The 22,754-nt window shown below is 52.7% G+C and carries 21 protein-coding genes; 8 read left to right on the top strand and 13 right to left on the bottom strand.

Going from position 1 to position 22,754, the window contains the following annotated elements:
- Window positions 1–8: 8 nt before the first annotated feature.
- Genes L3K52_16375 through L3K52_16335 form a run of 9 tightly spaced genes read right to left on the bottom strand, consistent with a single transcriptional unit; the run spans window position 9 to window position 9,764 of the window.
- Window positions 9–497: a histidine phosphatase family protein gene (locus L3K52_16375; protein ID UOG91745.1), complete on the bottom strand. Its 489-nt coding sequence runs from the start codon at window positions 495–497 to the stop codon at window positions 9–11.
- On the bottom strand, window positions 494–1,687 hold the full coding sequence (locus L3K52_16370) for a multidrug effflux MFS transporter (GenBank protein UOG91744.1): 1,194 nt from the start codon (window positions 1,685–1,687) through the stop codon (window positions 494–496). The genes L3K52_16375 and L3K52_16370 overlap by 4 nt, the downstream gene beginning before the upstream one ends.
- A gap of 1 nt (window position 1,688) precedes the next feature.
- On the bottom strand, window positions 1,689–2,270 hold the full coding sequence (locus L3K52_16365) for a Uma2 family endonuclease (protein UOG91743.1): 582 nt from the start codon (window positions 2,268–2,270) through the stop codon (window positions 1,689–1,691).
- Window positions 2,271–2,289: 19 nt separating this feature from the next.
- On the bottom strand, window positions 2,290–2,889 hold the full coding sequence (locus tag L3K52_16360) for a Uma2 family endonuclease (protein UOG91742.1): 600 nt from the start codon (window positions 2,887–2,889) through the stop codon (window positions 2,290–2,292).
- Window positions 2,890–2,947: 58 nt separating this feature from the next.
- The gene (gene recG, locus L3K52_16355) at window positions 2,948–5,032 is read right to left on the bottom strand and encodes an ATP-dependent DNA helicase RecG (GenBank protein UOG91741.1); all 2,085 of its coding nucleotides are present in this window, start codon (window positions 5,030–5,032) and stop codon (window positions 2,948–2,950) included.
- 12 nt (window positions 5,033–5,044) lie between these two features.
- Entirely contained in the window at window positions 5,045–6,790 is a 1,746-nt protein-coding gene (gene aceK, locus L3K52_16350) for a bifunctional isocitrate dehydrogenase kinase/phosphatase (protein ID UOG91740.1), read from the bottom strand.
- A 51-nt stretch (window positions 6,791–6,841) separates the two neighbouring features.
- On the bottom strand, window positions 6,842–8,071 hold the full coding sequence (locus tag L3K52_16345; GenBank protein ID UOG91739.1) for a TIGR03862 family flavoprotein: 1,230 nt from the start codon (window positions 8,069–8,071) through the stop codon (window positions 6,842–6,844).
- Window positions 8,068–8,841 carry an ABC transporter permease gene (locus L3K52_16340; protein ID UOG91738.1) on the bottom strand — a complete coding sequence of 258 codons (774 nt, stop codon included), beginning with the start codon at window positions 8,839–8,841 and terminating at the stop codon, window positions 8,068–8,070. The genes L3K52_16345 and L3K52_16340 overlap by 4 nt, the downstream gene beginning before the upstream one ends.
- Window positions 8,838–9,764 carry an ABC transporter ATP-binding protein gene (locus L3K52_16335; protein UOG91737.1) on the bottom strand — a complete coding sequence of 309 codons (927 nt, stop codon included), beginning with the start codon at window positions 9,762–9,764 and terminating at the stop codon, window positions 8,838–8,840. Before L3K52_16335 ends, L3K52_16340 begins: the two co-directional genes overlap by 4 nt.
- An 84-nt stretch (window positions 9,765–9,848) precedes the next feature.
- Between L3K52_16335 and mtgA the strand changes: the two genes are divergently transcribed.
- Complete coding sequence (gene mtgA, locus L3K52_16330) at window positions 9,849–10,574, top strand: monofunctional biosynthetic peptidoglycan transglycosylase (GenBank protein UOG91736.1); 726 nt, start codon at window positions 9,849–9,851, stop codon at window positions 10,572–10,574.
- 37 nt (window positions 10,575–10,611) lie between these two features.
- Here mtgA and L3K52_16325 read toward each other — a convergent pair whose 3' ends face one another.
- The 4 genes from L3K52_16325 to map form a co-directional block, all read right to left on the bottom strand.
- A complete protein-coding gene (locus tag L3K52_16325) occupies window positions 10,612–11,901 on the bottom strand; it encodes an ATP-binding protein (GenBank protein ID UOG91735.1) in 1,290 nt (429 codons plus the stop codon).
- A 65-nt stretch (window positions 11,902–11,966) separates the two neighbouring features.
- On the bottom strand, window positions 11,967–13,205 hold the full coding sequence (locus L3K52_16320) for a molybdopterin molybdotransferase MoeA (protein UOG91734.1): 1,239 nt from the start codon (window positions 13,203–13,205) through the stop codon (window positions 11,967–11,969).
- A gap of 29 nt (window positions 13,206–13,234) precedes the next feature.
- Window positions 13,235–15,871 carry a [protein-PII] uridylyltransferase gene (gene glnD, locus L3K52_16315; protein UOG91733.1) on the bottom strand — a complete coding sequence of 879 codons (2,637 nt, stop codon included), beginning with the start codon at window positions 15,869–15,871 and terminating at the stop codon, window positions 13,235–13,237.
- Window positions 15,868–16,680, bottom strand: a complete 813-nt coding sequence (map, locus tag L3K52_16310) for a type I methionyl aminopeptidase (protein ID UOG91732.1) — start codon at window positions 16,678–16,680, stop codon at window positions 15,868–15,870. Before map ends, glnD begins: the two co-directional genes overlap by 4 nt.
- A 197-nt stretch (window positions 16,681–16,877) precedes the next feature.
- Between map and rpsB the strand changes: the two genes are divergently transcribed.
- The 7 genes from rpsB (at window position 16,878) to ispC (ending at window position 22,751) form a co-directional block, all read left to right on the top strand.
- A complete protein-coding gene (rpsB, locus tag L3K52_16305; protein ID UOG91731.1) occupies window positions 16,878–17,651 on the top strand; it encodes a 30S ribosomal protein S2 in 774 nt (257 codons plus the stop codon).
- Between the two features lie 30 nt (window positions 17,652–17,681).
- Window positions 17,682–18,551 (top strand): translation elongation factor Ts, encoded by an 870-nt coding sequence (gene tsf / locus L3K52_16300; GenBank protein UOG91730.1) that lies wholly within the window; start codon window positions 17,682–17,684, stop codon window positions 18,549–18,551.
- 97 nt (window positions 18,552–18,648) lie between these two features.
- The gene (gene pyrH, locus L3K52_16295) at window positions 18,649–19,383 is read left to right on the top strand and encodes a UMP kinase (GenBank protein ID UOG91729.1); all 735 of its coding nucleotides are present in this window, start codon (window positions 18,649–18,651) and stop codon (window positions 19,381–19,383) included.
- Between the two features lie 4 nt (window positions 19,384–19,387).
- Window positions 19,388–19,945 carry a ribosome recycling factor gene (gene frr, locus L3K52_16290; protein ID UOG91728.1) on the top strand — a complete coding sequence of 186 codons (558 nt, stop codon included), beginning with the start codon at window positions 19,388–19,390 and terminating at the stop codon, window positions 19,943–19,945.
- A gap of 44 nt (window positions 19,946–19,989) precedes the next feature.
- A complete protein-coding gene (gene uppS / locus L3K52_16285) occupies window positions 19,990–20,739 on the top strand; it encodes a polyprenyl diphosphate synthase (GenBank protein UOG91727.1) in 750 nt (249 codons plus the stop codon).
- Window positions 20,732–21,550 (top strand): phosphatidate cytidylyltransferase, encoded by an 819-nt coding sequence (locus L3K52_16280; protein UOG91726.1) that lies wholly within the window; start codon window positions 20,732–20,734, stop codon window positions 21,548–21,550. The genes uppS and L3K52_16280 overlap by 8 nt, the downstream gene beginning before the upstream one ends.
- The gene (gene ispC / locus L3K52_16275; GenBank protein ID UOG91725.1) at window positions 21,540–22,751 is read left to right on the top strand and encodes a 1-deoxy-D-xylulose-5-phosphate reductoisomerase; all 1,212 of its coding nucleotides are present in this window, start codon (window positions 21,540–21,542) and stop codon (window positions 22,749–22,751) included. The genes L3K52_16280 and ispC overlap by 11 nt, the downstream gene beginning before the upstream one ends.
- The last annotated feature ends 3 nt before the right edge of the window (window positions 22,752–22,754 follow it).

The raw sequence follows: 22,754 nt of genomic DNA, 5'->3' as shown, positions 1-22,754 counted from the left end.
ATTTTCCGCTACTTCATCAGCGCGTTGGGGATGTTCCATTGGAGTTCCCCGACACCGCTTGTTATATCGACGTCCAAGCGTATCAATCCGGCTTTTTTGACTTTAATACGGCTGTTAGGGCTGCCTAGCAAGTGGGCTATTAAGGTTGAAAATTCCGGCTCATGACCCACCAGCCAAATATTATTGTCAGCGTTTGCGGCTAAGGCTGCCAGTGCGTGCAGTGCGGTTTGGGTATCTGTGCCATGCGCTAACCAAGACACCACGACGGCTTTGGGGCAATCGGCTAAGTGTTCGCGTAAACCTTGCGCGGTTTCCAACGCCCTTACCAGTGGGCTGCACAGCAAGTGGGTTGGCAGTAAGGCGTGGCGTTGGCAAAAGCTGGCGATCCGTTGCACTTGCTTGTGACCTTTGGGGATGAGGCGGCGGGCTTCATCGGGAATCGGCAGGTTGTGATCTTCCGCAGTGGCGTGGCGTAAAAAAGTCAGGGTAGTTGTCATGCGGGTTTTCGCTGTGAAAATAGGGCGGCGGTGGCAGCTAAGCCAAAAATCAAGAAGCCGCTGATCAGGGGTAATATTGTGCCATCGTAGGCTTGCCCAACAAACGTTCCTAGCGGAATCGCAATCAGGGTCGAGAGCGAGCCGATGACCGATGCGCCAATTCCGGCAATATGCCCCAATGGTTCCATCGCCAGCGCATTCAGATTGCCGAATAACATCCCTAATGCCAAAAATGCCAGCATGAAGTACGCCATCAACAGTGGCAGTGCGGGGTGTCCGGCGCTGTTGTAAGTGACGAGCCAAAATGCACCCGATAGTAGCGTGAACAGCAGCAATGCCCGCTTTGAAATCCAGTGCATTCCGTAGCGCATCACCAGCTTGGCATTGAGTAACGATGCGCCGCCAATCGCCAGTGCCAGCAGTGCAAAATACAGCGGGAAACGTTCCCCCAAGCCGTATTGGATTTGCAGGATTTGTTGCGCCGAACTCAAATAGCCAAGAAATGCGCCAAACACAATCCCTGTCGTGAGGGTGTAGGTCATGCTGGTACGGTTGCTGATGACTTCTTTCAGCCCCTGCCAAAATTCACGGAAATTGAAAGCGCGGCGTTTAGCGGCGGGTAGGGTTTCCGGCATTCGCCACCCAAACCACACTGCCACACTGAGCGCCAGTACAAAAAACAGCGTGAAAATACTGCGCCAGCCTGCCATTAGTAAAATACCTTGCCCTAATGACGGCGCAATCATGGGTACAAGAATAAAAATACTCATGGTGAATGACATGACACGCGCCATCGCCCGCCCTGAATAGCAATCGCGCACCAGTGCCATCGTTAACACACGCGGGGCGGATGCGCCCACCCCCTGTAAAAATCGCCCGATCAGCATGTGCGAAAAGTCTTGCGCGAGCATTGAAAGCAAACTGCCGAGCATAAAGATGCCCAAGCCCACGTACATCAGCGGTTTGCGCCCGGTTGCGTCGGATAAAGGGCCGAAAAATACCTGCCCCAGCGCCAAACCCAGAAATAAGGTGGTGAGGATTAATTGCGCGTCGTTGTCGTGTTGCACGCCCAATTCGCGCCCGATGGTGACGAGTGCGGGCAGCATGGCATCAATCGCCAGCGCGGTTAGCGATGTGAGCATGGCAATGAGGGCGACGAATTCGCCGAAACGGGGGAGGTTAGTGGACATTTTAGGTAGTGGTTTCCTGCATAAATCCCCAATCAATCAGCAATTCGGGGAACAACCCCACCGCAGTCGGCTCATCCATCCCAAACATCAGCGGCAAGCCGTATTGCCCGTCATCTTTCAGCGTATACACCATCACCCAGCGGTCAATGGGGTGGATAATCCAATATTCTTTCACCCCATGTCGCTCGTATAACCAGCGTTTTTTGTCCATATCCTTGAGCGCGGTGGAAGGCGAAAGCACTTCGATGATCCAGTTGGGCGCACCCCGACAGCCTTTGTCATCCAGCTTGTTTTTGTCGCAGATCACCGCAAGATCGGGTTGCACGGTGGTGTCTACATTATCATCGGCTTCGTTGTGGTTGGGCAGGCGTATGTCAAACGGTGCGGGATAAACTTCGCAAGATTTGCCTTCCAGATAACGGTCTATTTGATTGCCTACTTTCAGGACAATCTTTTGGTGTTGCCGTGACGGAGCAGCCATTGCATACGCGACACCCTCAATCAGTTCCCAACGCTCATCTTCCGGCCATTTGGCGTAATCGGCATAGGTAAAGTGTTCTTGCAATTTTTCTGCTGCACCCATTGGTCATACTCCTAATATTTCAATTTCGAGTGATTTGCTGTTCCAACCACGCCAACACATCCTCATTCTTAACCCGCTCATAAATAGCTTCAACAGGTAAGCGGGAATTGACCGATTCCAATACCACCTCATCCCCCAAAAAGTAATACGCAGATTGCCAACTGGCACTGCGGCGTTGCACTTCAATTTCCGCAAAATCCTGCTCAATCAACACGTATTCTTGCAGGCTGGGAATGGCGAGGTATTCCAGCCGTTTTTCGCCTTTGTCTTTTTTGCGGGTGCTTTTGGACAACACTTCGACAATGAGGATCGGGCTTTCCCTGATCTGCTCATCGTCGGAGGCATCATCATCACACACCACAACCACATCGGGGTAACGGAAGCGTTTACCCAACGTCTTCAATAGCATGTCGCTACTCAGCGGCACGCAAGAGGTTCCCCGTAAATGACTCCACAATAGCCCGGAAATATTTGCGGCAATCAGGTTGTGTTTGAGGCTACCGCCAGCCATCGCGTAAGTTTGACCATCCACGTATTCATGCCTGACTTCGCTGGTCTTTTCGCCTGCCAAATAATCTTCTACGGAACAGTAATCGAATTTTTCTGCCAATGCTGCCATAACATCACCTACTGCTTTTCCCAGTGTTGATGTTAGCACAGCAGAAAGTGGGGATGTCTTAACTCTGGAAAAACTGCGTCGCCGTTTCGCCATCCGGCTGCTGCAACCAACGTTGCGTCAACGCTTCCACCCGCTCTGGGTAATGCGCCACCACGTCCCGCGCGGCCGTTTGTACCGCTGGCAACAAATGCTGATCACGCAGCAAACTCGCAATCCGCAGCCGCACATCCCCCGTCTGGCGCGTGCCCAACACTTCGCCGGGGCCGCGCAATTCCAGATCAATATCCGCAATCATGAAACCATCGGTGGTAGTGCGCATCGCATCCAGCCGCTTCCGTGCCGTTTTACCCAGTGGATGCTGGTAAAGCAGCACGCAACTACTCGCCACACTGCCGCGCCCAACCCGCCCACGTAACTGGTGCAATTGCGACAAGCCCATGCGTTCCGCGTTTTCGATCACCATCAAGGACGCATTCGGCACATCCACTCCGACCTCAATCACCGTCGTTGCCACCAAAAGCTGGATTTCCCCCAGCTTGAACTGGCGCATCATGCTCTCCTTTTCCGACCCGTGCAGCCGTCCGTGTACCAGCCCCACCGCAACGTGTGGCAAGCGTTCGTGCAACATCGCCGCAGTGACTTCTGCCGCTTCGCATTGCAAGGCTTCCGATTCTTCGATCAGGGTGCAAACCCAATACACCTGCCGACCTTCGCGACACGCGGCTGAAATGCGTTCAATCACCTCATCGCGGCGCTCATTGTTCAGGGCAACGGTGGTAATCGGCGTGCGTCCCGGCGGTAATTCATCAATCACCGAATAATCCAGGTCGCCGTAAGCGGTCATTGCCAAGGTGCGCGGAATCGGTGTCGCCGTCATGACCAATTGGTGCGGGTAATGCTCGCCTTGCTTGCCTTTTTCGCGCAAGGCCATGCGCTGATGCACGCCGAAGCGGTGCTGTTCGTCGATAATGATCAGCCCCAGTTGCAGGAATTCGACCGTGCGTTGGAACAAGGCGTGTGTACCGACCGCAATATGCCCAATGCCCAGCAACAGGTTTTCCACCTTGCGGCGGCGTTGGCGTGGGGTTTGATTGCCGGAAATGTACACGGTTTCCACCCCCAACGGTTCGAGCCAGCGCACCAAGTTTTGGTAATGCTGTTCCGCCAGCAATTCGGTGGGAGCCATGAGCGCGACTTGGAAACCGTTGGCAATCGCGTGTAATGCTGCGGCAACGGCGACCAAGGTTTTGCCTGAACCGACATCGCCTTGCACCAAGCGATTCATTGGCACGGTTTGTTGCAAATCGGTGGTGATTTCAGCAATCACGCGGTTTTGTGCGCCCGTCGGGGCAAAGGGCAGGGTGCGCAGCAATTGCCGCCAATAGTGGTTGGTTTCGGGCATGACGTGCGCTTGCACACGCTTGAGTTCGTGCCGCGCTTGTTGCACACCGAGTTGGTGCGCGAGTAATTCCTCGAAAATTAGCCGGTACGGGCGCATTCCTTCCACCGTTGAACCTGACGGCGGCGTGTGCAATTTGCGTAATTCGTGCGCCAGCGGCGGAAAACGGTGTTGCTTAACCACGCTTTCTGGCAGCAAATCGGGCAATTCTTCCACATGCTCCAATGCCAAATCAATCAAGCGGCGCAAGCTACGTTGTTGCAAACCTTCAGTCGTGGGGTAAGTCGGCGTAAGCGTATTCGCAATCGGTTCATGTTCATCGGCTTTGAGGTAATGGCATTCGGGGTGCGCCATTTCCAGCTTCATGCCTGCTTGCCGCACTTCGCCAAAACAGCGCAGCAACACACCTTTGCGCAAGCTGTATTTCTGGGCAGAGGTAAAGTGGAAAAAGCGTAGGATTAAGGTGCCGCTGCCGTCGTTGAGGTAGCACAGCAACATGGTGCGCCCGCGTTGCACCACTTCGGCGTATTCGATTTCACCTTCGACCAGCACTTCCTGCCCAACTTTGAGGCTGGCGATGGGGTAAATGCGGGTGCGATCCTGATAGCGCAGCGGCAAGTGAAACAGCAAATCCGCCACCCGCAAAATGCCGAGCCGCACCAATTTTTCAGCGACTGCATCGCCCACCCCACGCAGGGCAGTCACAGGTTGCTGTAAAAAATCGGGTGCGGCGGCTTCAGTCATGCCCGCAGTATACTATCGCTTGAAGCGCAATGCCTCTGGGTAGGGGAACACATCTTCGTATTGCCCGTTATTAATCTTGTCTTTTTTCGCTTGCCAGTACCGTGCATCCAGCAGGTCGCGGTGGTATTTAAGGAAAAACTTACGAATTTTGGGCGTAGATAATAAAAACGTGCCGAATTCTTCCGGGAATACGTCATTCGGCTCGACCGAATACCACGGCTCCGAGCGGAATTCGTCTTCAGGAAAGCGCGGCGGCGGAATTCTGCGGAAATTGCATTCGGTCATGTAAGTGATTTCATCGTAATCGTAAAACACCACCCGCCCCAATTGCGTGACCCCAAAGTTTTTATAGAGGAAATCGCCGGGAAAAATATTTGCGCCAGCCAATTGTTTAATGGCATTGCCGTAGTCGTCGATCACCCGTTCCAAGGTTGCATCGTCAGCGGTTTCGATGAAAATATTCAGCGGAATCATGCGCCGTTCTAAATAAATATGCCGGAAAATAATATTGTCACCGTCAAAACTGAGGCTGCTGGCACAGGTTTCTTGCAACTCTTGCAACAGTTCTGGCACGAAGCGTTCGATCGGCAGCACCACATTGGAATATTCCATCATATCCGCCATGCGCCCCACGCGGTCGTGGCGTTTAACCAATTGGTATTTGTCTTCGACTTGTTGGCGGGTGAATTCTTTTTGCGGTGCAAATTTGTCTTTGATGATTTTGAACACGTAAGGGTAGGAGGGCAGAGTGAATACCATCATCACCATGCCACGTATCCCCGGTGCGACCACGAATTCATCGCTGGAATGCCGCAAATGGTGCAAGAAATCGCGGTAAAACGCGGATTTGCCTTGTTTATGTAAGCCAATCGCCGAATACAGTTCTGAGGTATCGCGGCGCGGCAATAAATGTTGCAAAAACGACACCACGGCGGAAGGCACTTGGTGTTCAATCATGAAATAGGCTTGTGAATAGCTGAAAACCACCGAAAGCTGTTTTTCCCCCAATAACAAGGTGTCGATATACAAGCCACCGTTTTCATTATTGAGGATCGGCAGTGCAAACGGAATGTCTTCGCGCCCATTGATCATGCGCCCCACTAAATACGCGGCTTTATTGCGAAAAAACGGGTGACGAATTACCGAGAGTTGGAAATTTAATTGCGCTTTGCGGGCGGATTTCCCCCGGTAATGTTTGACGATGGCGCGGAAAATATGGCGTATATCCCGTTCTAAATTTTCAAACGGCAATTCAAATCCCGCATTTTGCAGAATACGCGTGAGGGATTCGCGTAAGCCAATGTTACTTGGGTAATAACACAGGTAACTGGTTTCTTCGGCGTCAATGTATTCGGTTGACATCGAGCTACGCACGAAAATAAAGTCATTGGTGTAATGTTCGCGGGGAAATTGGCGACAAAATACCGAGGTATAGAAAGTTTCGGCTAATTCAGGCTGCTGGTGATTCAGTAATAAGCGCATGTAGCGATGTTTGATTTCACGCCATAATACCAAATCCACGGTTTTGATTTCGTAGAGTTCTTGCACCATTGACACTGTTTCTTTGACGCGCCAGTCATACAATACAATGCGTTCGCGGGAGGCAAGTTGCACCGCTTTCCAGTCCGCTGCTTCAAAACGCTGCCGTGCGCCCGCCGTAATGCGTTGGAAAATTTCAAAGTGCCGGTTAAAGCCTTGCAGGATAGTCGTCGCAATCCCACGTGCTAATTGATTGATTTGCAAAGAAGGTTCTGGCATATGCAATAACGTCCAACAAAGCTAAAAGTGTTGACGATGTTACAGGAATATTTATGTGCGCTGCAACATAAGCCAGTGGATCACGCCTTGCCCGACGGCGCGTCCGCTGGCAAAGCACGCGGTGAGCAAGTAACCGCCAGTGGGGGCTTCCCAATCCAGCATTTCCCCCGCGCAAAATACGCCCGGTAAGTGCCGCAACATCAGGTTTTCGTCCAAGGCTTCAAACGGTACGCCGCCTGCGGTGCTGATCGCTTCATCAAGCGGTGTAGTGGCGGTGACAGTGATGGGGATAGCTTTTAACGTTGCAGCCAGCAGCGGGATAGTTTGTCCGTGTGTTTTATCCAACGTTTCAAACAACAGTGCCGCTTTAACACTATCCAGTTTCCAATGGCTTTTCAGGAAGTTGCCCAGTGTTTTGTTGGCAGGTTTTTTGTGTAAAGCGGCTTCCAATTGGGCTTGGCTGTGGTTGGGGAGCAAATCCAGATAAAAAGTGGCTGAACCGTGCGCGGTAAGTGTGTCACGCAGGCGAGCAGAAAAGGCGTAGATCAAGCTGCCTTCCACGCCGTGTGCGGTGACGATCATTTCACCCCTGCGGGTTTCGGTTTGCTCCGCCAAATCGGTGAAACTGAGGGTGATGGATTTTAGCGGTGAACCCGCAAAGCGGCTGCTGAGGTGCGTGCTCCACGCGCATAAAAAACCGCAATTGGCAGGTTTTAACGGCGCGATGGGGGTATTGCGGGCGCTTAACATTCTGACCCATGCGCCATCGCTGCCGAGCTTTTGCCAGCTACCGCCGCCGAGCGCGAGGATGGCGACGGTGTGATGAACGGTCATTGTACTTTGCGGTGTTTCAAACACGAGCTGCCCCTGCGCATTCCACCCCACCCAACGATGACGCGGATGCACCCGCAACCCATTGCGTTTCAGCCGAGCCAACCACGCCCGCAATAGCGGTGCGGCTTTCATCTCCTTAGGAAACACGCGCCCGGATGTACCAACAAATGTTTCCACCCCTAATTCCGCACACCACGCCTGCAACTCCGCCGCGCCAAATGGTGCTAATAACGGTTGCAACTGCGGCTGGCGTTCAGCGTAACGGCTGCAAAATTCGGCAAATGGTTCGGCGTGCGTAATGTTCAAACCGCCAATCCCCGCCAGCAAGAACTTGCGCCCCAGCGTCGGCATGGCATCGTACAAATCCACCGCATAACCCGCGTCAGTAAGCTGTTCGGCAGCCATCAATCCCGCAGGACCGCCGCCGATAATAATGACCGCTGTCAACTGCGAATCCCAATGCCTTTATTCAATAAGTACAGGCTAAACGCGCCTAGTAACCCGATAAAGCCAATAATAACGGCGTAACTTATCCAAATTGACATATCCGACGCGCCCAAAATTCCGTAGCGAAAGCCATTCACCATGTACAACACGGGGTTGAGCAAAGACACGTGTTGCCAAAACGGGGGCAGCATGGCAATCGAATAAAACACGCCACCCAAATACGTCAGGGGTGTCAGCACGAAGGTCGGAATAATGGTGATGTCATCAAAACTTTTCGCGTATACCGCATTAATGATCCCTGCCAGCGAAAACAGTGCCGATGTCAGCAATACAATCGTGAACGTGATAAAAACATGCTGCACACTCAAAGCGCTGAAAAACAACGACACCAACGTCACGGCCAGCCCAACTGCCAAGCCACGCGCTACGCCGCCACTCACAAAACCCGCCAAAATAATCCAATTCGGCATCGGCGATACCAGCATTTCAGCGACATTGCCTTGAAATTTACTGCCATAAAACGATGACACCACATTCGCGTAAGAATTGGTAATCACCGTCATCATAATCAAGCCCGGCGTGATAAAGTCAATGTAGCTGTAACCGTCCATATCGCCAATTTGCGAGCCAATCAGGTTGCCGAAAATCACAAAATACAGCGCGGTGGTAATCATTGGCGGCACAATCGTTTGCAGCCAGATTCGCGAAAAACGCAGCACTTCCTTGACCAAAATCGTGGTGTAGGCTGTCCATAACTGTTGCAGATTCATTGCTTGTTGTTCTCCACCAAATCCATGAAAAGCTGTTCTAAGCGGTTGGTTTTATTGCGCATACTGTTGACGATGACCCCGTGTTCATTGAGGAAGGCGAAGACTTTGTTGAGTGAATAGTGTTCTTTGTGGAACACGGCTTCCACGGTCGTCGGGTCTTGCAGGGTGAAATGGCAGAGGTTGCTGGTGGTGGGTAATGCCTCCACGGGGCTGGCAAGGTCAAAGACGTAGCTTTCGGTGTCCAGTCGGTTGAGAAGCTGTTTCATGCTGGTGTTTTCGATCAACTCGCCTCGGTCGATAATGCCGATGTTGCGACACAGGCTTTCGGCTTCTTCCAGATAGTGGGTGGTGAGGATGATGGTGGTGCCATCGGCGTTGAGTTTGCGCAGGAATTCCCACATCGAGCGGCGGATTTCGATGTCAACGCCAGCGGTGGGTTCGTCGAGGATCAGCAGGCGCGGTTGGTGAATGAGGGAACGCGCAATCATCAGGCGGCGTTTCATCCCACCGGAGAGGGTGCGGGCTTGGTCGCGGGCTTTTTCCCACAAGCCGAGTTGTTTGAGCAGCACTTCGGCACGGGCAAAGGCTTCCGCACGCGGGATGCCGTAATAGCCGCCTTGATTCACGAGGATTTCGACGATTGGCTCGAAAATATTGAAGTTGAATTCTTGCGGCACTAGCCCGATTTGCGCTTTGGCTTGCTCGCGTTGGGTGTCGAGGTCGTAGCCGAAAATGCTGACCTTGCCTGCGGTTTTGTTCACCAAAGAGCTGACAATGCCGATGGTGGTGGATTTGCCTGCACCGTTCGCACCGAGCAGGGCGAAAAAGTCGCCTTGTTCCACCCGCAAGTCGATGCCTTTGAGGGCGGTGAAGCCGTTGCCGTAGGTTTTTTGTAAGCCTTGAATGTCGAGAGCCGTCGTCATAATGCTTTTTCTGCCAAAAACGAAACACGAATGTTACCACGTATCTCACGGGTGAGGTTTTGTTGTGACATAATGCGCGACATTATGAAATTGTATGATCTGTTTGCGAAATGGAAGGCTCAACATTGGGCGCACTGGCTGTGGCGCGTGCCGTTGTTGCTGTTCTTGGCATTGTGTGTGTGGCTGCTGATTTTCCGCTGGCTGCCGGTGCCGACGTCGGCGTTTATGCTGCGGCAAAATGTGGTGGCAATCTTTAGCGCGGAAACGCCATTTGTGCGCCACGACTGGGTGAGTTTGGCGGAGATTCCGCGTCACATGCAGTTGGCGGTGATTGCGTCCGAAGACCAGCGTTTTGCGGAACATTGGGGCATTGATATGGTGGCGACCGAGGCGGCGATTCGGGCAGAAATGCGCGGGCGCGGCAAAGGCGGCGGCAGCACGATTACCCAGCAGTTGGTGAAAAACCTGTTTCTGTGGGAAGGGCGTAGTTATCTGCGCAAGGGTCTGGAATGGGGCATTTCTGGGGTGATGGAAATCTTCTGGTCGAAAGAGCGGATTTTGGAGGTTTACCTGAATACGGCGCAGTTTGGTAAGGCGGATTATGGCGTGGGGGCGGCGAGCGCGAATTTGCTGCATAAGCCGTTGGGCAAGCTGGGGGCGGCGGATGCGGCGTTGCTGGCGGCGGTGTTGCCTGCGCCGAGTAAATACAGCGCGGTGAAGCCGTCGGGGTATGTGCGGGCGCGGCAGAATCGGATTTTGCGGCAGATGCGCTCGCTTGGTGGGGCGGCGTATTTGCAGCGTTTGGATTGAGTCAAGTTCATCACAGTCATAGGTCAACTAAAATCGATTACGCGCAAAGCAAATACCGCCAAGCCGCTACAACCTTGATAGTTACCCCGTCTTCCTGCCACTGCGCGTCTTCATCCCGCGTCACAATCACCCCTTGCTGAACACCGCAAAAACGGCAAGCCGCCAGCAATCCCGCTACCTCCCGCGCACGGGTGGTGGGATCACCCAGCTCATAACACACCTGCATCGGTAACAACTCGCCTGTTGGTTGCTGCACCACAAAATCGCATTCCTGTGCCCCTTTCACGAACAGCAGTTCCAACCCTTGCTTGCGTAACTCCATTGCCATCAGGTTTTCCAGCAATTTGCCCTTGTCTTGCCCCGCTCGCCAGCTAAAGGCATTGATCAAGCCGTTATCGACGATATAGGCTTTTTTGTCGCCTAATTCACGCCGTACCAATGACGGGTCATATTTGTACGCCAATTGCAGCAAGTAAATCGCATTCGCTTGTTCCAAATACTGGTGCAAGGTGTCTTTGCTGACACGAAATCCCGCAGACTTGAGTTCGTTGTGAATTTTGTTGATTGATAACGGGCTAGTCACACCTTCGATGCAACGCCGTAGAAAAAACTTGAGTGCTTGCACGTTACGTTCCTGATAACGCTCGATCAGGTCGCGATAGATCATCACATCGAAATATTCGGTCAGCAGTTTGCGGCGGATGTTGTCATCATCCAGCAACACCGCCTCAGGAAAGCCACCGTGCAGCATAAATTGTTCAAAAGCAACGTTGATTAAGGCGACGGATTGCGAAGAATGCAGGTCAGGCACAATCCCTTGAAACGCCAGATATTCGCCAAATGACAGCGGAAATACTTCATAACGCAAGGTTCTGCCCCGCAAGGTAGTCGCGATTTCGCTCCCCAGCAATTTGCTGTTAGACCCCGTAATAAACAAATGGCGTGACACACCGTCATCGAGCCGCCGCACAAACAATTCCCAACGTGGAATATTTTGGATTTCGTCAAAGAAAAAGTAGCACTGCGCCAACTCCAGCGCTGGGTAGAGTTCACGGTAAGCCTGCATAATCAAATCAAGCTCGTGGGTCGCGAGATCCAATCGCTCATCCTCGAAATTCAGGTAAACAATCTGCTCACGTGGCACGGTTTTACGTAATTGCTCAATGGCTTGCAAGAGGATGGATGACTTACCGCTACGCCGCACGCCCGTCAATGTCACCACTTTGTTGAGGTGCAAGGGAATGTCTAACAGGCGCGGTTTCAGCGCGGGAATATCACGCAGGTGAAAGTCACGGATCAAGGTTTTCAGCAGTTCTTTCTTAGTCATACTGCTATTTTAGTCGAAATCTTCCTTGTTGGAAGGAAGATTTCCTGAAAATTTTAAGGCAGCACCTATAAAAATCCTTCAAACGGTATAATTGTCACCGTGGCTCCCGCCTCCAAATTCCCCGCTTCCCGTGGCAAAGCGATAAAGCAATTCGCTTGACTCATGGAGCGCAAAATATGGGAGCCTTGCTCACCCGTGCTGCGAACGTGCCACTGCCCGCGCTCATCCCGCTCGCAAACGCCACGTTGATAATCTTTACGCCCCGGTGCTTTTCTCAGTGGGGTCGTACACCGCGCGGTGTATTCCGGCACAGTGGGCAAGCTTTCACCACGTAACCGCAAAATTGCGGGGCGCACAAACAACATGAACGTTGCCATTACCGCCACTGGGTTGCCGGGCAAGCCAAAGAATACGCATTCCCCTAACGTGCCAAATGAGAGCGGTTTGCCGGGTTTCATGGCGATTTTCCAGAAATTCACTTGCCCCAAACGTTCCAGTGTGGAGGTGACGTAATCGGCTTCACCCACCGATGCGCCGCCGCTGGTGATGAAAATATCCGCTTGTTGCATGGCTTGCTGGAAAGCATGTGCCACCGCTTCGGGGGTATCGCGCACCACGCCGAGGTCGATGATGTCCACGTCGAGGTTTTGCAGCAAGCCGTACAGGGTGTAGCGGTTGCTGTCGTAAATATCACCAGCTTGCAGCGGCTCACCAACGCTTTTGAGTTCATCACCCGTAGAACAAAACGCGACACGCGGGCGGCGCAATACTTTGATTTCGCCAATGCCCAGTGAGGCAAGTAAGCCCATATCCGCTGCATTCAATTTGCGCCCTGGCGTTAGCACGGTGTCGCCAGTGCGCATGTCTTCGCCGGGGTGACGCACATTGTCACCGAGTTTCAGCGAACCCGTTAAACGGATAGTGTCGCCATCGCGTTGCACATTTTCTTGCATCACAACACTATCGGTACCTTCCGGGACGACTGCGCCGGTCATAATGCGCACGCATTCGCCGGGTTGCACTGTGCCCACAAACGGGCGACCGGCAAATGCGGCCCCTACCATTCGCAGTGGCTTGGCGTCGAGCAGATCCGCATGATTAATGGCATAGCCATCCATCGCGGAATTGCGATGCGGGGGAACATCCAGCGGGGCGCACACGGTTTCTGCCAGAATGCGCCCTTGCGCTTGCCACAAGCTGACGGGTTCGCTGGCTTGCAATGCTGCAACGTTGCCGAGGATGTGGGTTTGCGCCTGTTCGACGCTGAGGATGCCTTGCGGTAAAAGGTCACAAGTGTGAGTCATGGGCGGTTCTCATGGGTAAGCGGGTGCGGTTAATGAAGCTGCAAAGCGTGTTCCAGCGTTTGCCGAATGTGCGCTTGTTGCGCCTCGTCCACAATCATTTCGCACTGGCGCGTGGTGATGTAGAAAATATCCTGTGCTTGTTCGCCAAGCGTATTGATGCGGGCGTTGTGTACCCGCAGCCCCAAGCCATCCATCGCTTCGCCGAGGCGCGAGAGCAAGCCCGGCATGTCACCGGCGTTAATTTCCAGCAAGGTCAGGTTCTTTTCGGGTTGCTGGCTGAACTGGATGCGGGTGGGCACATTAAAATTACGCAAAATACGCGGTTTGCGGTGATTGTGATGATAAGGCTGATCACGTTCCAGATTGTTGCACAGCGTATTCACAATGTGTTGCTGGTCAATATCGCTGATAATGAGCTGATTATCCGGGCCAAGAATGTGCAGGGTGTACAGGTCGAAACCTTGGGTGGTTGATACAATGCGTGCTTGCACCACGTTAAGGTTGAGTTGTTCCAAGGAGGCGACTACCCGCGAAAACAGGTCATCACGGTCTCTGGTGTAGACGAACAGCACATTGCTGCTGCCTGATACGGTGCGGCGGATATGGATTAAGGTGGATTTGAAAGCAGCTTCGGCGAGAATATTGCGCGTGTGCCAAAGCACCGATTCCACCGAGTGCATCAAATGGTAATCTGCGCCGAATTGTTGCCAGAGCGTATTGCATTCGGCTTCGGTAAAGCCTTCTTGCAGCAGCGGTTCGAGTGCGGCGTTGCGCTTTTCTTCGATCAATAGCTGGCTTTCGTGCGTAAGCAGGGTGCGATTGCTCAGTAAGCGGCGCGTGGAATGGTAAAGTTCGTGTAATAGCGATTGCTTCCAACTGTTCCACAATTTGGGGTTGGTGCCGCGAATATCCGCAATCGTCAGCAAAAACAAGCAGTCAAGACGGCTTTGCGACGCCACAATCCCCGCGAATTCGTGGATGACTGCCGGGTCGCTAATGTCTTTGCGTTGCGCGGTCATGCTCATCAACAAGTGATGGCGCACCAACCAACTTACCAGCGAAGCATCGTGTAGATCAAGACCGTGCTCACGGCAAAAAGCGTAAGCATCGGTCGCGCCCAGCACGGAATGATCCCCTTTGCGGCCTTTGGCAATGTCGTGGAACAATCCTGCGAGGTATAAAATTTCCGGGTCACGCAAGGTTTTGAACACTTCGGCACAAAAGGGCAATTCCTGTGCGCCTAGCGTGGTGCTGTAGCGGCGTAGATTGCGCACCACAAACAGCGTGTGCTCATCCACGGTGTACATGTGGAACAAATCGTATTGCATCCGCCCGACGATATTGGCAAAGGCGGGGATGTACGCTGCCAAAATGCCGTAGCGGTTCATCAAACGCATCACAAACGTAATGCCTTTGGGTTGGCGTAAGATTTGGACAAATAACTGCCGATGACGTGCTTGCTGGCGGAAACTGGCATCAATGCGGTGCAAATTGTGCCGAATCAAGCGCGTGGTATCCGGTGTCAGCCCCGTCACCCCCGGTATCATTTGCAGCAGCAGGAAAATTTCCAGCAAGGCCGTCGGGTACAGCACAAACACATCTGGCGAATTCACCGAAATCAGATTGCCGCGCTTTTGATACCATTCCCCCAGCATTTCCGGTAAGGGCGGGTGTTGCGTGAGGATACGCTCGCGGAAAATGCCCATCAGCATTTCATTCAGGCGCTCCAGATCGGTGATTGTGCGGTAATAACGCTGCATAAAGGCTTCTACTGCTGCATTATTGGCATCATCGGTGTACCCAAACAGATGCGCTAAACTGCGCTGATAATCAAACAGCAAACGGTCTTCTTTGCGGTTGGCGAGTTCATGCAGGGCAAAACGAATCCGCCATAAAAACTCACGGCCTTCGCGCAAGGTTTGGAACTCGTCGTATTCTAGGAGCCGATTTTCATACAATTCTTGCAACGACATGGTGCCGTATTCACGGTGCGTCACCCAACTGATGGTCTGAATATCGCGCAATCCGCCGCGACCTTCTTTGAGATTGGGTTCTACCCGGTGCGAGGTATCGCCCAACTTGAGGTAACGCTTGTGTTGTTCCTCGCATTTGGCTTGGAAAAATTCCGCGCTGCTCCACAGGTGTGCGGGGGAAATTTCTTCACACAGGCGTTGGAACAAATATTCATCGCCGCTGAGGTAACGGGCTTCGATTAAATTGGTAATGACGGTGAGATCGGCACGCGCGGTTTCCAAACATTCCGCAAACGTGCGCACACTGTGGCCGACATCCAAACCAATGTCCCAGAGCAGGGTAATGAAATTGGACAGGCGCTCGCAGCATTCCGCATCCGGGGTTTCGGTAAGCAAAATAAGCAAATCAATGTCCGAAGCCGGGTGCAGTTCACGCCTGCCATAACCGCCTACCGCAATCAAAGTGGCGCGGTGATGTTGCGGAATGTTGTTCAGCCCCCACAAATGCTGCAACAAGGTGTCAATGAATTCCGCGTGATCTTGCAATAGGGTGCGAATGTCGGTGCCTGCATGAAACGCTTCACCCAATAATTGACGGGCATCCTTAATCGCTTGCGCATAGTCGGCAGTGCGTGGCGGGTCACGTGCCAGCAGTTGGTCATAAACATCCAGCAAGGCGTTGGTTTGAATCATAGATTGGCACGCCAATTAGCTTCTTCGGCGCGGAGGGTGAGGATTTCAAAACCGTCTTCCGTCACCAGCACGGTGTGCTCCCATTGCGCGGAAAGCTTGTGGTCTTTGGTGACAGCCGTCCATTGATCGGGAAGGATTTTCAAATGACGCTTGCCTTGGTTGATCATCGGTTCGATGGTGAAAATCATCCCCGCTTCCATAACGATTTTGTCGCTGTCTTTGCTGTAGTAGTGCAGGATTTGCGGCGCTTCGTGGAAACGGCTGCCGATGCCGTGCCCGCAGAATTCTTCGACCACGCTGTAATGATGCGCATGAGCATGGCGTTGAATCGCTTTGCCAATATTGCCGAACGGTGCGCCGGGGCGAACTTCCAAAATGCCGAGATACATGCATTGCTGGGTAATATGGCTCAAGCGTTTGCCCGCAATGGTTGGTTCCCCGACGTGAAACATTTTGCTGGTGTCGCCGTGGTAGCCGTCTTTGATCACCGTAATATCAATGTTCAGCGCATCACCGCTTTTCAATTTTTTGTCACTGGGAATGCCGTGGCACACCTGATGATTCACCGAGGTGCAAATCGACTTGGGGAAGGGCGGCTCGCCGTAATTCAACGGGGCTGGGATTGCTTGCTGCACATTGACAATGTAATCGTGGCAAATCTGGTTCAGCTCGTCGGTAGTCACGCCCGGTTTGACGCATTCACCGATCATGTCCAGCACGTCGGCTGCCAGCTTGCCTGCTACCCGCATTTTGGCAATTTCATCTGCCGTTTTGAGCGTTATGGTGGGATCGCGTTGTGTCTTTGCCATTTGTAGTGGTTCTCGGTAGCACTGAAAAGCGTTTCATGGTATAAAGCGCCCGCGAATTCCGCAAATAGTTTTACCTACTGTTCTACTATTTTATTTTAAATCCACACATACATCGACACGACACGCAGGGTGCCTGACCAAAAAACAGGTTGCGTTTGTTGGGGTGTATGGAGGCATAACCCATACAGGAGCTTATCATGCCTAAAGTTACTATGCGCCAAATGCTCGAAGCAGGCGTTCACTTCGGTCACCAGACCCGTTACTGGAACCCTAAAATGGGTCAGTTTATCTTTGGTGAGCGCAACAAAATTCACATCATCAACCTTGAGCAGTCCCTGCCAATGTTCAATGATGCGACCAACTTCATCGGCAAGTTGGCGGCGAAAGGCGGCAAAATCATGTTCGTTGGCACCAAGCGTTCCGCGCGTGATGCGGTCAGCGAAGCGGCGGCGGCTTGCAAAATGCCTTACGTCAACCATCGCTGGTTGGGCGGGATGCTGACGAACTTCAAAACCGTTAAGCAATCCATCAAGCGTTTGAAAGATCTGGAGCGCATGGCTGAAGACGGCACGTTCCAGAAATTAGGCAAGAAAGAAATCCTGACCTTGACCCGTGAATCCGAAAAGCTGGAACGCAGCCTCGGTGGGATCAAAGACATGCGCGGTCTGCCCGATGCGATTTTCGTTATCGACGTGGGCTACGAAAAAATTGCAGTTCAAGAAGCGAACAAGCTGGGCATTCCGGTCATCGGCATCGTGGATACTAACAACTCCCTGCAAGGCGTTGATTACGTGATTCCGGGCAATGATGACGCCATCCGCGCCATTCAATTGTACGTTTCTGCGGCTGCTGATGCGATTAATGAAGGTCATACCGCTGCTGCTATTACGCCAATGCCGGAAGCGGAAACGCCCGCAGAAGTAGAAGCGGCGACTGAAGAAGTACCAACCACTGACGCTGCTGGCGAATAAGTCAGCTCGTTCAAACAAGGAGTTATCCTAATGGCAATTACTGCTGGAATGGTGAAAGAGCTGCGCGAACGTACCGGCGCAGGCATGATGGAATGCAAAAAAGCCCTGACTGAAACCAATGGTGACATGGAAGCGGCGATTGACCTGATGCGCAAATCCGGTGCAGCGAAAGCTGACAAGAAAGCCGGTCGTGTCGCAGCAGAAGGTCGCGTGGTGATTGCACTGACGGCTGATGCCAAACGCGCAGCGGTTATTGAAGTCAACAGCGAAACCGACTTTGCGGCAAAAGACAGCTTCTTCATGGCATTTGCTGATGAAGTGGGCGCAACCGCGCTGGCGCATGATGTCGCTGATGTGGAAACCTTGTCAGCACTGACCGAAACCAGCCGCACGGCTTTGATCGCCAAAATCGGTGAAAACGTGCAAGTGCGCCGTTTGGTGTGGGTTGATGCCGGTGACGGTCAGTTGGCTACTTACCAACACGGCGCGAAAATCGGTGTAGTCACTTGCATGACAGGTGATGACGGCGAAATGGGCAAGCAAGTGGCGATGCACATTGCCGCTAGTCGCCCGGCTTGTGTGGATGAGTCCGGTGTTCCGGCTGATTTGGTGGAGCGTGAGCGCGAAATCCAGATCGACATCGCGATGCAAAGCGGCAAAGCCCGTGAAATCGCTGAAAAGATGGTGGTTGGTCGCATGAAGAAATTCATGGGCGAAATCACCTTGGTGGGTCAGCCGTTCGTGATGAATCCTGATCAAACCGTTGGTGAATTCTTAGCATCCAAAGGCGCAAGCATTTCTCAGTTTGTGCGTTTGGAAGTCGGTGAAGGCATCGAGAAGAAACAAGACAACTTTGCTGAGGAAGTGGCGGCGCAAGCGGCTGCGGCGGCAGGGAACTAAGAAGACCTGCGGGTTCTTCTGTAAAAGGGGCACTGGTTGCCCCTTTTTACTGTCATCTGTATAAAGGCACCCATTCAATCAAACACAGGCGTATCCCATGACTCCTTCAGTATCCAACCCTGCTATTCGTTTCCGCCGAATCTTATTGAAACTCAGTGGCGAAGCTTTGTTAGGCAACCAAGATTCCGGTATCGATCCTGAAATCCTCTACCGTGTCGCAGGCGAAGCCCTGGCGGTGCAACGTTCCGGCGTACAAGTCGCTATCGTCATTGGCGGTGGCAATTTATTCCGGGGGGCTGGCTTGGCGGAAAAAGGCATGGATCGGGTGCGTGGCGACCAAATGGGCATGTTGGCAACGGTGATGAATTCCCTCGCCATGCAAGATGCGATCGAAAAACTCGGTGGGAATTGCCGCGTGCTGACCGCGCTTGGCATTGATCAAGTCGGCGAACGCTATGCGGCGCATCAAGCCCGCCGTTATTTGGCGCAGGGCGACATCATTATTTGCGCCGCAGGCAGTGGCAACCCCTTTTTTACCACCGATACCGCTGCCAGCTTGCGCGGGGTTGAATTACAATGCGACCTGTTGCTGAAGGCGACCAAGGTGGATGGCATCTATGATGCTGACCCGAAAAAAAATCCTACGGCGAAACGCTTCGATCGGTTATCCTTCGAGGATGCAATCCAGCGCCAATTGGGTGTGATGGACTTAACGGCAATGGTCATGTGCCGTGATAATAAACTGCCACTGGGTGTGTTCGATATGTTTGCACCAGGGGCGCTTGCGGCGATGGTTCGCGGCGAGATTGTTGGAACATTGGTTGAGGTTTAAGGTAATGATTGCTGACATTAAAAAAGATGCCGAGCAGCGGATGCACAAAAGTATCGACGCGCTACGCAATGATTTGACGAAGATTCGCACAGGTCGGGCGCACCCCAGTTTGCTGGATCAAATCACCGTGGATTACTACGGTTCTGAAGTGCCTTTAAGCCAAGTAGCCAATATTGGCACGGAAGATGCGCGGACTTTGAAGGTGACGCCATGGGAAAAACCGATGGCGGCAAAAATCGAAAAAGCGATTTTGACCTCTAATTTAGGTTTGAATCCCGCCAATGACGGCAACACCATTCGGGTGCCGTTGCCTGCTTTAACCGAAGAACGCCGTCGTGATTTGGTCAAGGTGGTGAAAGGTGAAGCGGAAGGTGCGCGGGTGGCTATCCGCAACATTCGCCGCGATGCTAATTCGGATTTCAAAGCCTTGTTGAAAGAAAAAGAAATTTCCGAAGACGAAGAGCGCCGCGCGGCAGAAGAAATCCAGAAACTGACCGATCACTTCATTAAAGAGGTGGAAACGGTGCTGGAAAAGAAAGAAAAAGAATTGATGGAAGTATGATAACGGTCGCTACTTGTCGCTGGGTGGCGTGGCACGGGGCCTGAATGACAAATACAATTTTAAAAGATGCGGTTCCCCGCCACGTTGCGATCGTCATGGATGGTAATGGACGTTGGGCAAAAGCACGTTATCTGCCGCGTTTGATGGGACATCATCGTGGCGTGGAAGCGGCGCGTAAAGTCATCCGCGCTTGTAGCAGCGCCGGGGTGGAGTGCCTGACACTGTTCGCTTTTAGCAGTGAAAATTGGCGTAGGCCCGAAGAGGAAGTGAGCGGCTTGATGTCATTGTTCATGTCAGCGCTGGAGCGTGAGTCGGCGGCATTGTTACGTCACAATGTAAACATGCGTTTTATTGGTGATCGCAGCGGTTTTTCGGTGAGTTTGCAGGAAAAGATTCAGCAGGTGGAGGCGATGACAGCGAGTTGTACCGGAATGCGCTTGCTGATTGCGGCGAATTACGGCGGTCGCTGGGATATTTTGCAGGCGGTACGCGCGGTTGCCAGCCGCATTGCCGGTGGCGAGTTAGATGCAATGACATTGGATGAGGCTGTCTTCAATGATTTATTGTCGACCCGCGATGTGCCGGAGCCGGATTTGTTTATTCGCACTGGTGGAGAAAAACGCATCAGCAATTTCCTGATGTGGCAATTGGCATACGCGGAATTGTATTTCACGGATGTATTATGGCCGGAGTTTGACGAGCAATGCCTGCGGGATGCTTTTGACGATTTTGTCAGGCGGCAGCGGCGTTTCGGTATGACAGGTGAGCAGGTATCGGGAGGGAAACATGCTTAAACAACGAATGATTACGGGGTTGGTGCTGATTTTATTGGTGTTTGCCGGTATTCGGTTTCTGCCAACCGAGTTGTTTGGCTTGTTTTCATTGATGTTTATCGTTGGTTTGGGGGCGTGGGAATGGGCAGGGCTGACGGGTTGTTATCTGCCGGAAAAGCGCATGGCTGGCGCGATGATGATTTTGACTGCTTCGATTCCTTTGGTGTTTATTCGCCCTGACCCGGTATGGGTGTTGTTGATCAGTATTCCGGTGTGGGCAATGGTATTGGTTGCGCTTAAAATGTACCCGCGTAATGCCGGGTTTTACAAGAAACATGCGCTGGTGATGCGTTTGTCTGGCATTTTGGTGCTGTTACCTGCTTGGTATGCGTTGATGCACTTGCATGTGATGCATTATACCTATGTTATTTATTTGATTACCTTGATTGCGTTGGCGGATACGGCGGCGTATTTCACAGGCCGTAAGCTGGGCAAGAATCAGTTGGCACCGGATTTAAGCCCCGGCAAAACCAAAGAGGGCATGTCCGGCGCGGTGATTGTCACGGCTATCTGGGCATCACTAGCCGGTTTCTGGCTGGATATTCCTGAGGGCAAAGGGGTGATTTTCATGGGCTTGTCCATGTTCGTGGTGCTGATGTCGGTGGCAGGCGATTTGTTTGAAAGCTTGCTGAAGCGCGAATCCGGGGTGAAGGACAGCGGCAGCATTTTGCCGGGGCACGGCGGGATTTTGGATCGCATTGATAGCCTGTTAGCGGCAGCGCCACTGTTCACGCTGGGCTTGTTATGGTTGGGGATTTTCCGTGGCATCTAAAGGCATTACGATTTTAGGCGCAAGTGGCAGTATCGGGGTCAGTACCTTGGATGTGTTGGCGCGTCACCCTGAGCGTTTTCATGTCTACGCCCTGACCGCGCACAGCAATGTGAATAAGTTGTTCGAGCAATGCCAGCAATTTCAGCCGCGCTACGCGGTAATGGTTGATCCCGTTGCGGCGGTCGTGCTGGAAAAACGCTTGCAGGCAGTGGGCAGTGACGTGGTGGTGTTGGCGGGTATGGAAGCCTTGGATGCGGTTGCAAGCAGCCCTGACACCGATTACGTGATGGCGGCGATTGTGGGGGCGGCGGGTTTGGTGCCAACCTTGGCGGCGGCGCGTGCGGGTAAGCGCGTGATGTTGGCGAATAAAGAAGCACTGGTCATGTCGGGGCAGTTATTCATCGACGCGGTGTGTGAGCACGGTGCGGAATTATTGCCGATTGATAGCGAACACAACGCGGTATTTCAATGTCTGCCTTCGGCTTCGTTCAGGGAGCGCGATCATGCGGTCGCTGAGCGAAGTCGAAGCGGGGTGGAAAAGATTTTGCTAACCGCTTCTGGTGGCCCTTTCCGTACTTGGGCGGCGCGTGATTTGCATGACATTACCCCGGAACAAGCCGTGGCACACCCGAATTGGTCAATGGGGCAAAAGATTTCGGTCGATTCGGCTACCTTGATGAACAAGGGGCTGGAAGTGATTGAGGCTTGCTGGTTATTTGGTCTGCCCGCCGAGCGCGTTGAGGTGGTTGTACACCCACAAAGCACTATTCATTCAATGGTGTCCTATAATGATGGTTCGGTGTTGGCGCAATTGGGCAACCCGGACATGCGTACCCCGATTGCCTATGCGTTGGGATGGCCTGAGCGTTTAGTATCAGGGGTAGCACCGTTGGATTTGTTTGCGACCGCAAGATTGGATTTTGAGCAGCCCGATCAAGAACGTTTTCCGTGCCTGCAATTGGCGTATGATGCCCATGTGCGCGGTGGTTATGCCACGATTGCGTTGAATGCGGCGAATGAAGTGGCAGTGAAAGCCTTTCTGGGGCGCGAAATCGGTTTTACCGATATTCCGGTGCTGGTAAAGGCGGTGATGCTTACCGCATCCACTGGCACGCCGATGAACCTCGAAGAGATACTTATTCAGGATGAGGAAAGCCGTGTGCGTTCACTATCTTGGATAAAAAACAAGAAAATACATTAAATC

It is taken from the genome of Candidatus Thiothrix sulfatifontis (genome assembly GCA_022828425.1).
In the GTDB taxonomy this organism is placed as follows: domain Bacteria; phylum Pseudomonadota; class Gammaproteobacteria; order Thiotrichales; family Thiotrichaceae; genus Thiothrix; species Thiothrix sulfatifontis.
Note: the sequence above shows the minus strand (reverse complement) of the source record. Positions and strands in the feature narration are given on the sequence as shown.

Excerpts from the sequence above, each read along its gene's own strand:
- L3K52_16375 (UOG91745.1), bottom strand. The coding sequence starts at position 497 with ATGACAACTACCCTGACTTTTTTACGCCACGCCACTGCGGAAGATCAC.
- L3K52_16370 (UOG91744.1), bottom strand. The coding sequence starts at position 1,687 with ATGTCCACTAACCTCCCCCGTTTCGGCGAATTCGTCGCCCTCATTGCC.
- L3K52_16365 (UOG91743.1), bottom strand. The coding sequence starts at position 2,270 with ATGGGTGCAGCAGAAAAATTGCAAGAACACTTTACCTATGCCGATTAC.
- L3K52_16360 (UOG91742.1), bottom strand. The coding sequence starts at position 2,889 with ATGGCAGCATTGGCAGAAAAATTCGATTACTGTTCCGTAGAAGATTAT.
- recG (UOG91741.1), bottom strand. The coding sequence starts at position 5,032 with ATGACTGAAGCCGCCGCACCCGATTTTTTACAGCAACCTGTGACTGCC.
- aceK (UOG91740.1), bottom strand. The coding sequence starts at position 6,790 with ATGCCAGAACCTTCTTTGCAAATCAATCAATTAGCACGTGGGATTGCG.
- L3K52_16340 (UOG91738.1), bottom strand. The coding sequence starts at position 8,841 with ATGAATCTGCAACAGTTATGGACAGCCTACACCACGATTTTGGTCAAG.
- L3K52_16335 (UOG91737.1), bottom strand. The coding sequence starts at position 9,764 with ATGACGACGGCTCTCGACATTCAAGGCTTACAAAAAACCTACGGCAAC.
- mtgA (UOG91736.1), top strand. The coding sequence starts at position 9,849 with ATGAAATTGTATGATCTGTTTGCGAAATGGAAGGCTCAACATTGGGCG.
- L3K52_16325 (UOG91735.1), bottom strand. The coding sequence starts at position 11,901 with ATGACTAAGAAAGAACTGCTGAAAACCTTGATCCGTGACTTTCACCTG.
- L3K52_16320 (UOG91734.1), bottom strand. The coding sequence starts at position 13,205 with ATGACTCACACTTGTGACCTTTTACCGCAAGGCATCCTCAGCGTCGAA.
- glnD (UOG91733.1), bottom strand. The coding sequence starts at position 15,871 with ATGATTCAAACCAACGCCTTGCTGGATGTTTATGACCAACTGCTGGCA.
- map (UOG91732.1), bottom strand. The coding sequence starts at position 16,680 with ATGGCAAAGACACAACGCGATCCCACCATAACGCTCAAAACGGCAGAT.
- rpsB (UOG91731.1), top strand. The coding sequence starts at position 16,878 with ATGCCTAAAGTTACTATGCGCCAAATGCTCGAAGCAGGCGTTCACTTC.
- tsf (UOG91730.1), top strand. The coding sequence starts at position 17,682 with ATGGCAATTACTGCTGGAATGGTGAAAGAGCTGCGCGAACGTACCGGC.
- pyrH (UOG91729.1), top strand. The coding sequence starts at position 18,649 with ATGACTCCTTCAGTATCCAACCCTGCTATTCGTTTCCGCCGAATCTTA.
- frr (UOG91728.1), top strand. The coding sequence starts at position 19,388 with ATGATTGCTGACATTAAAAAAGATGCCGAGCAGCGGATGCACAAAAGT.
- uppS (UOG91727.1), top strand. The coding sequence starts at position 19,990 with ATGACAAATACAATTTTAAAAGATGCGGTTCCCCGCCACGTTGCGATC.
- L3K52_16280 (UOG91726.1), top strand. The coding sequence starts at position 20,732 with ATGCTTAAACAACGAATGATTACGGGGTTGGTGCTGATTTTATTGGTG.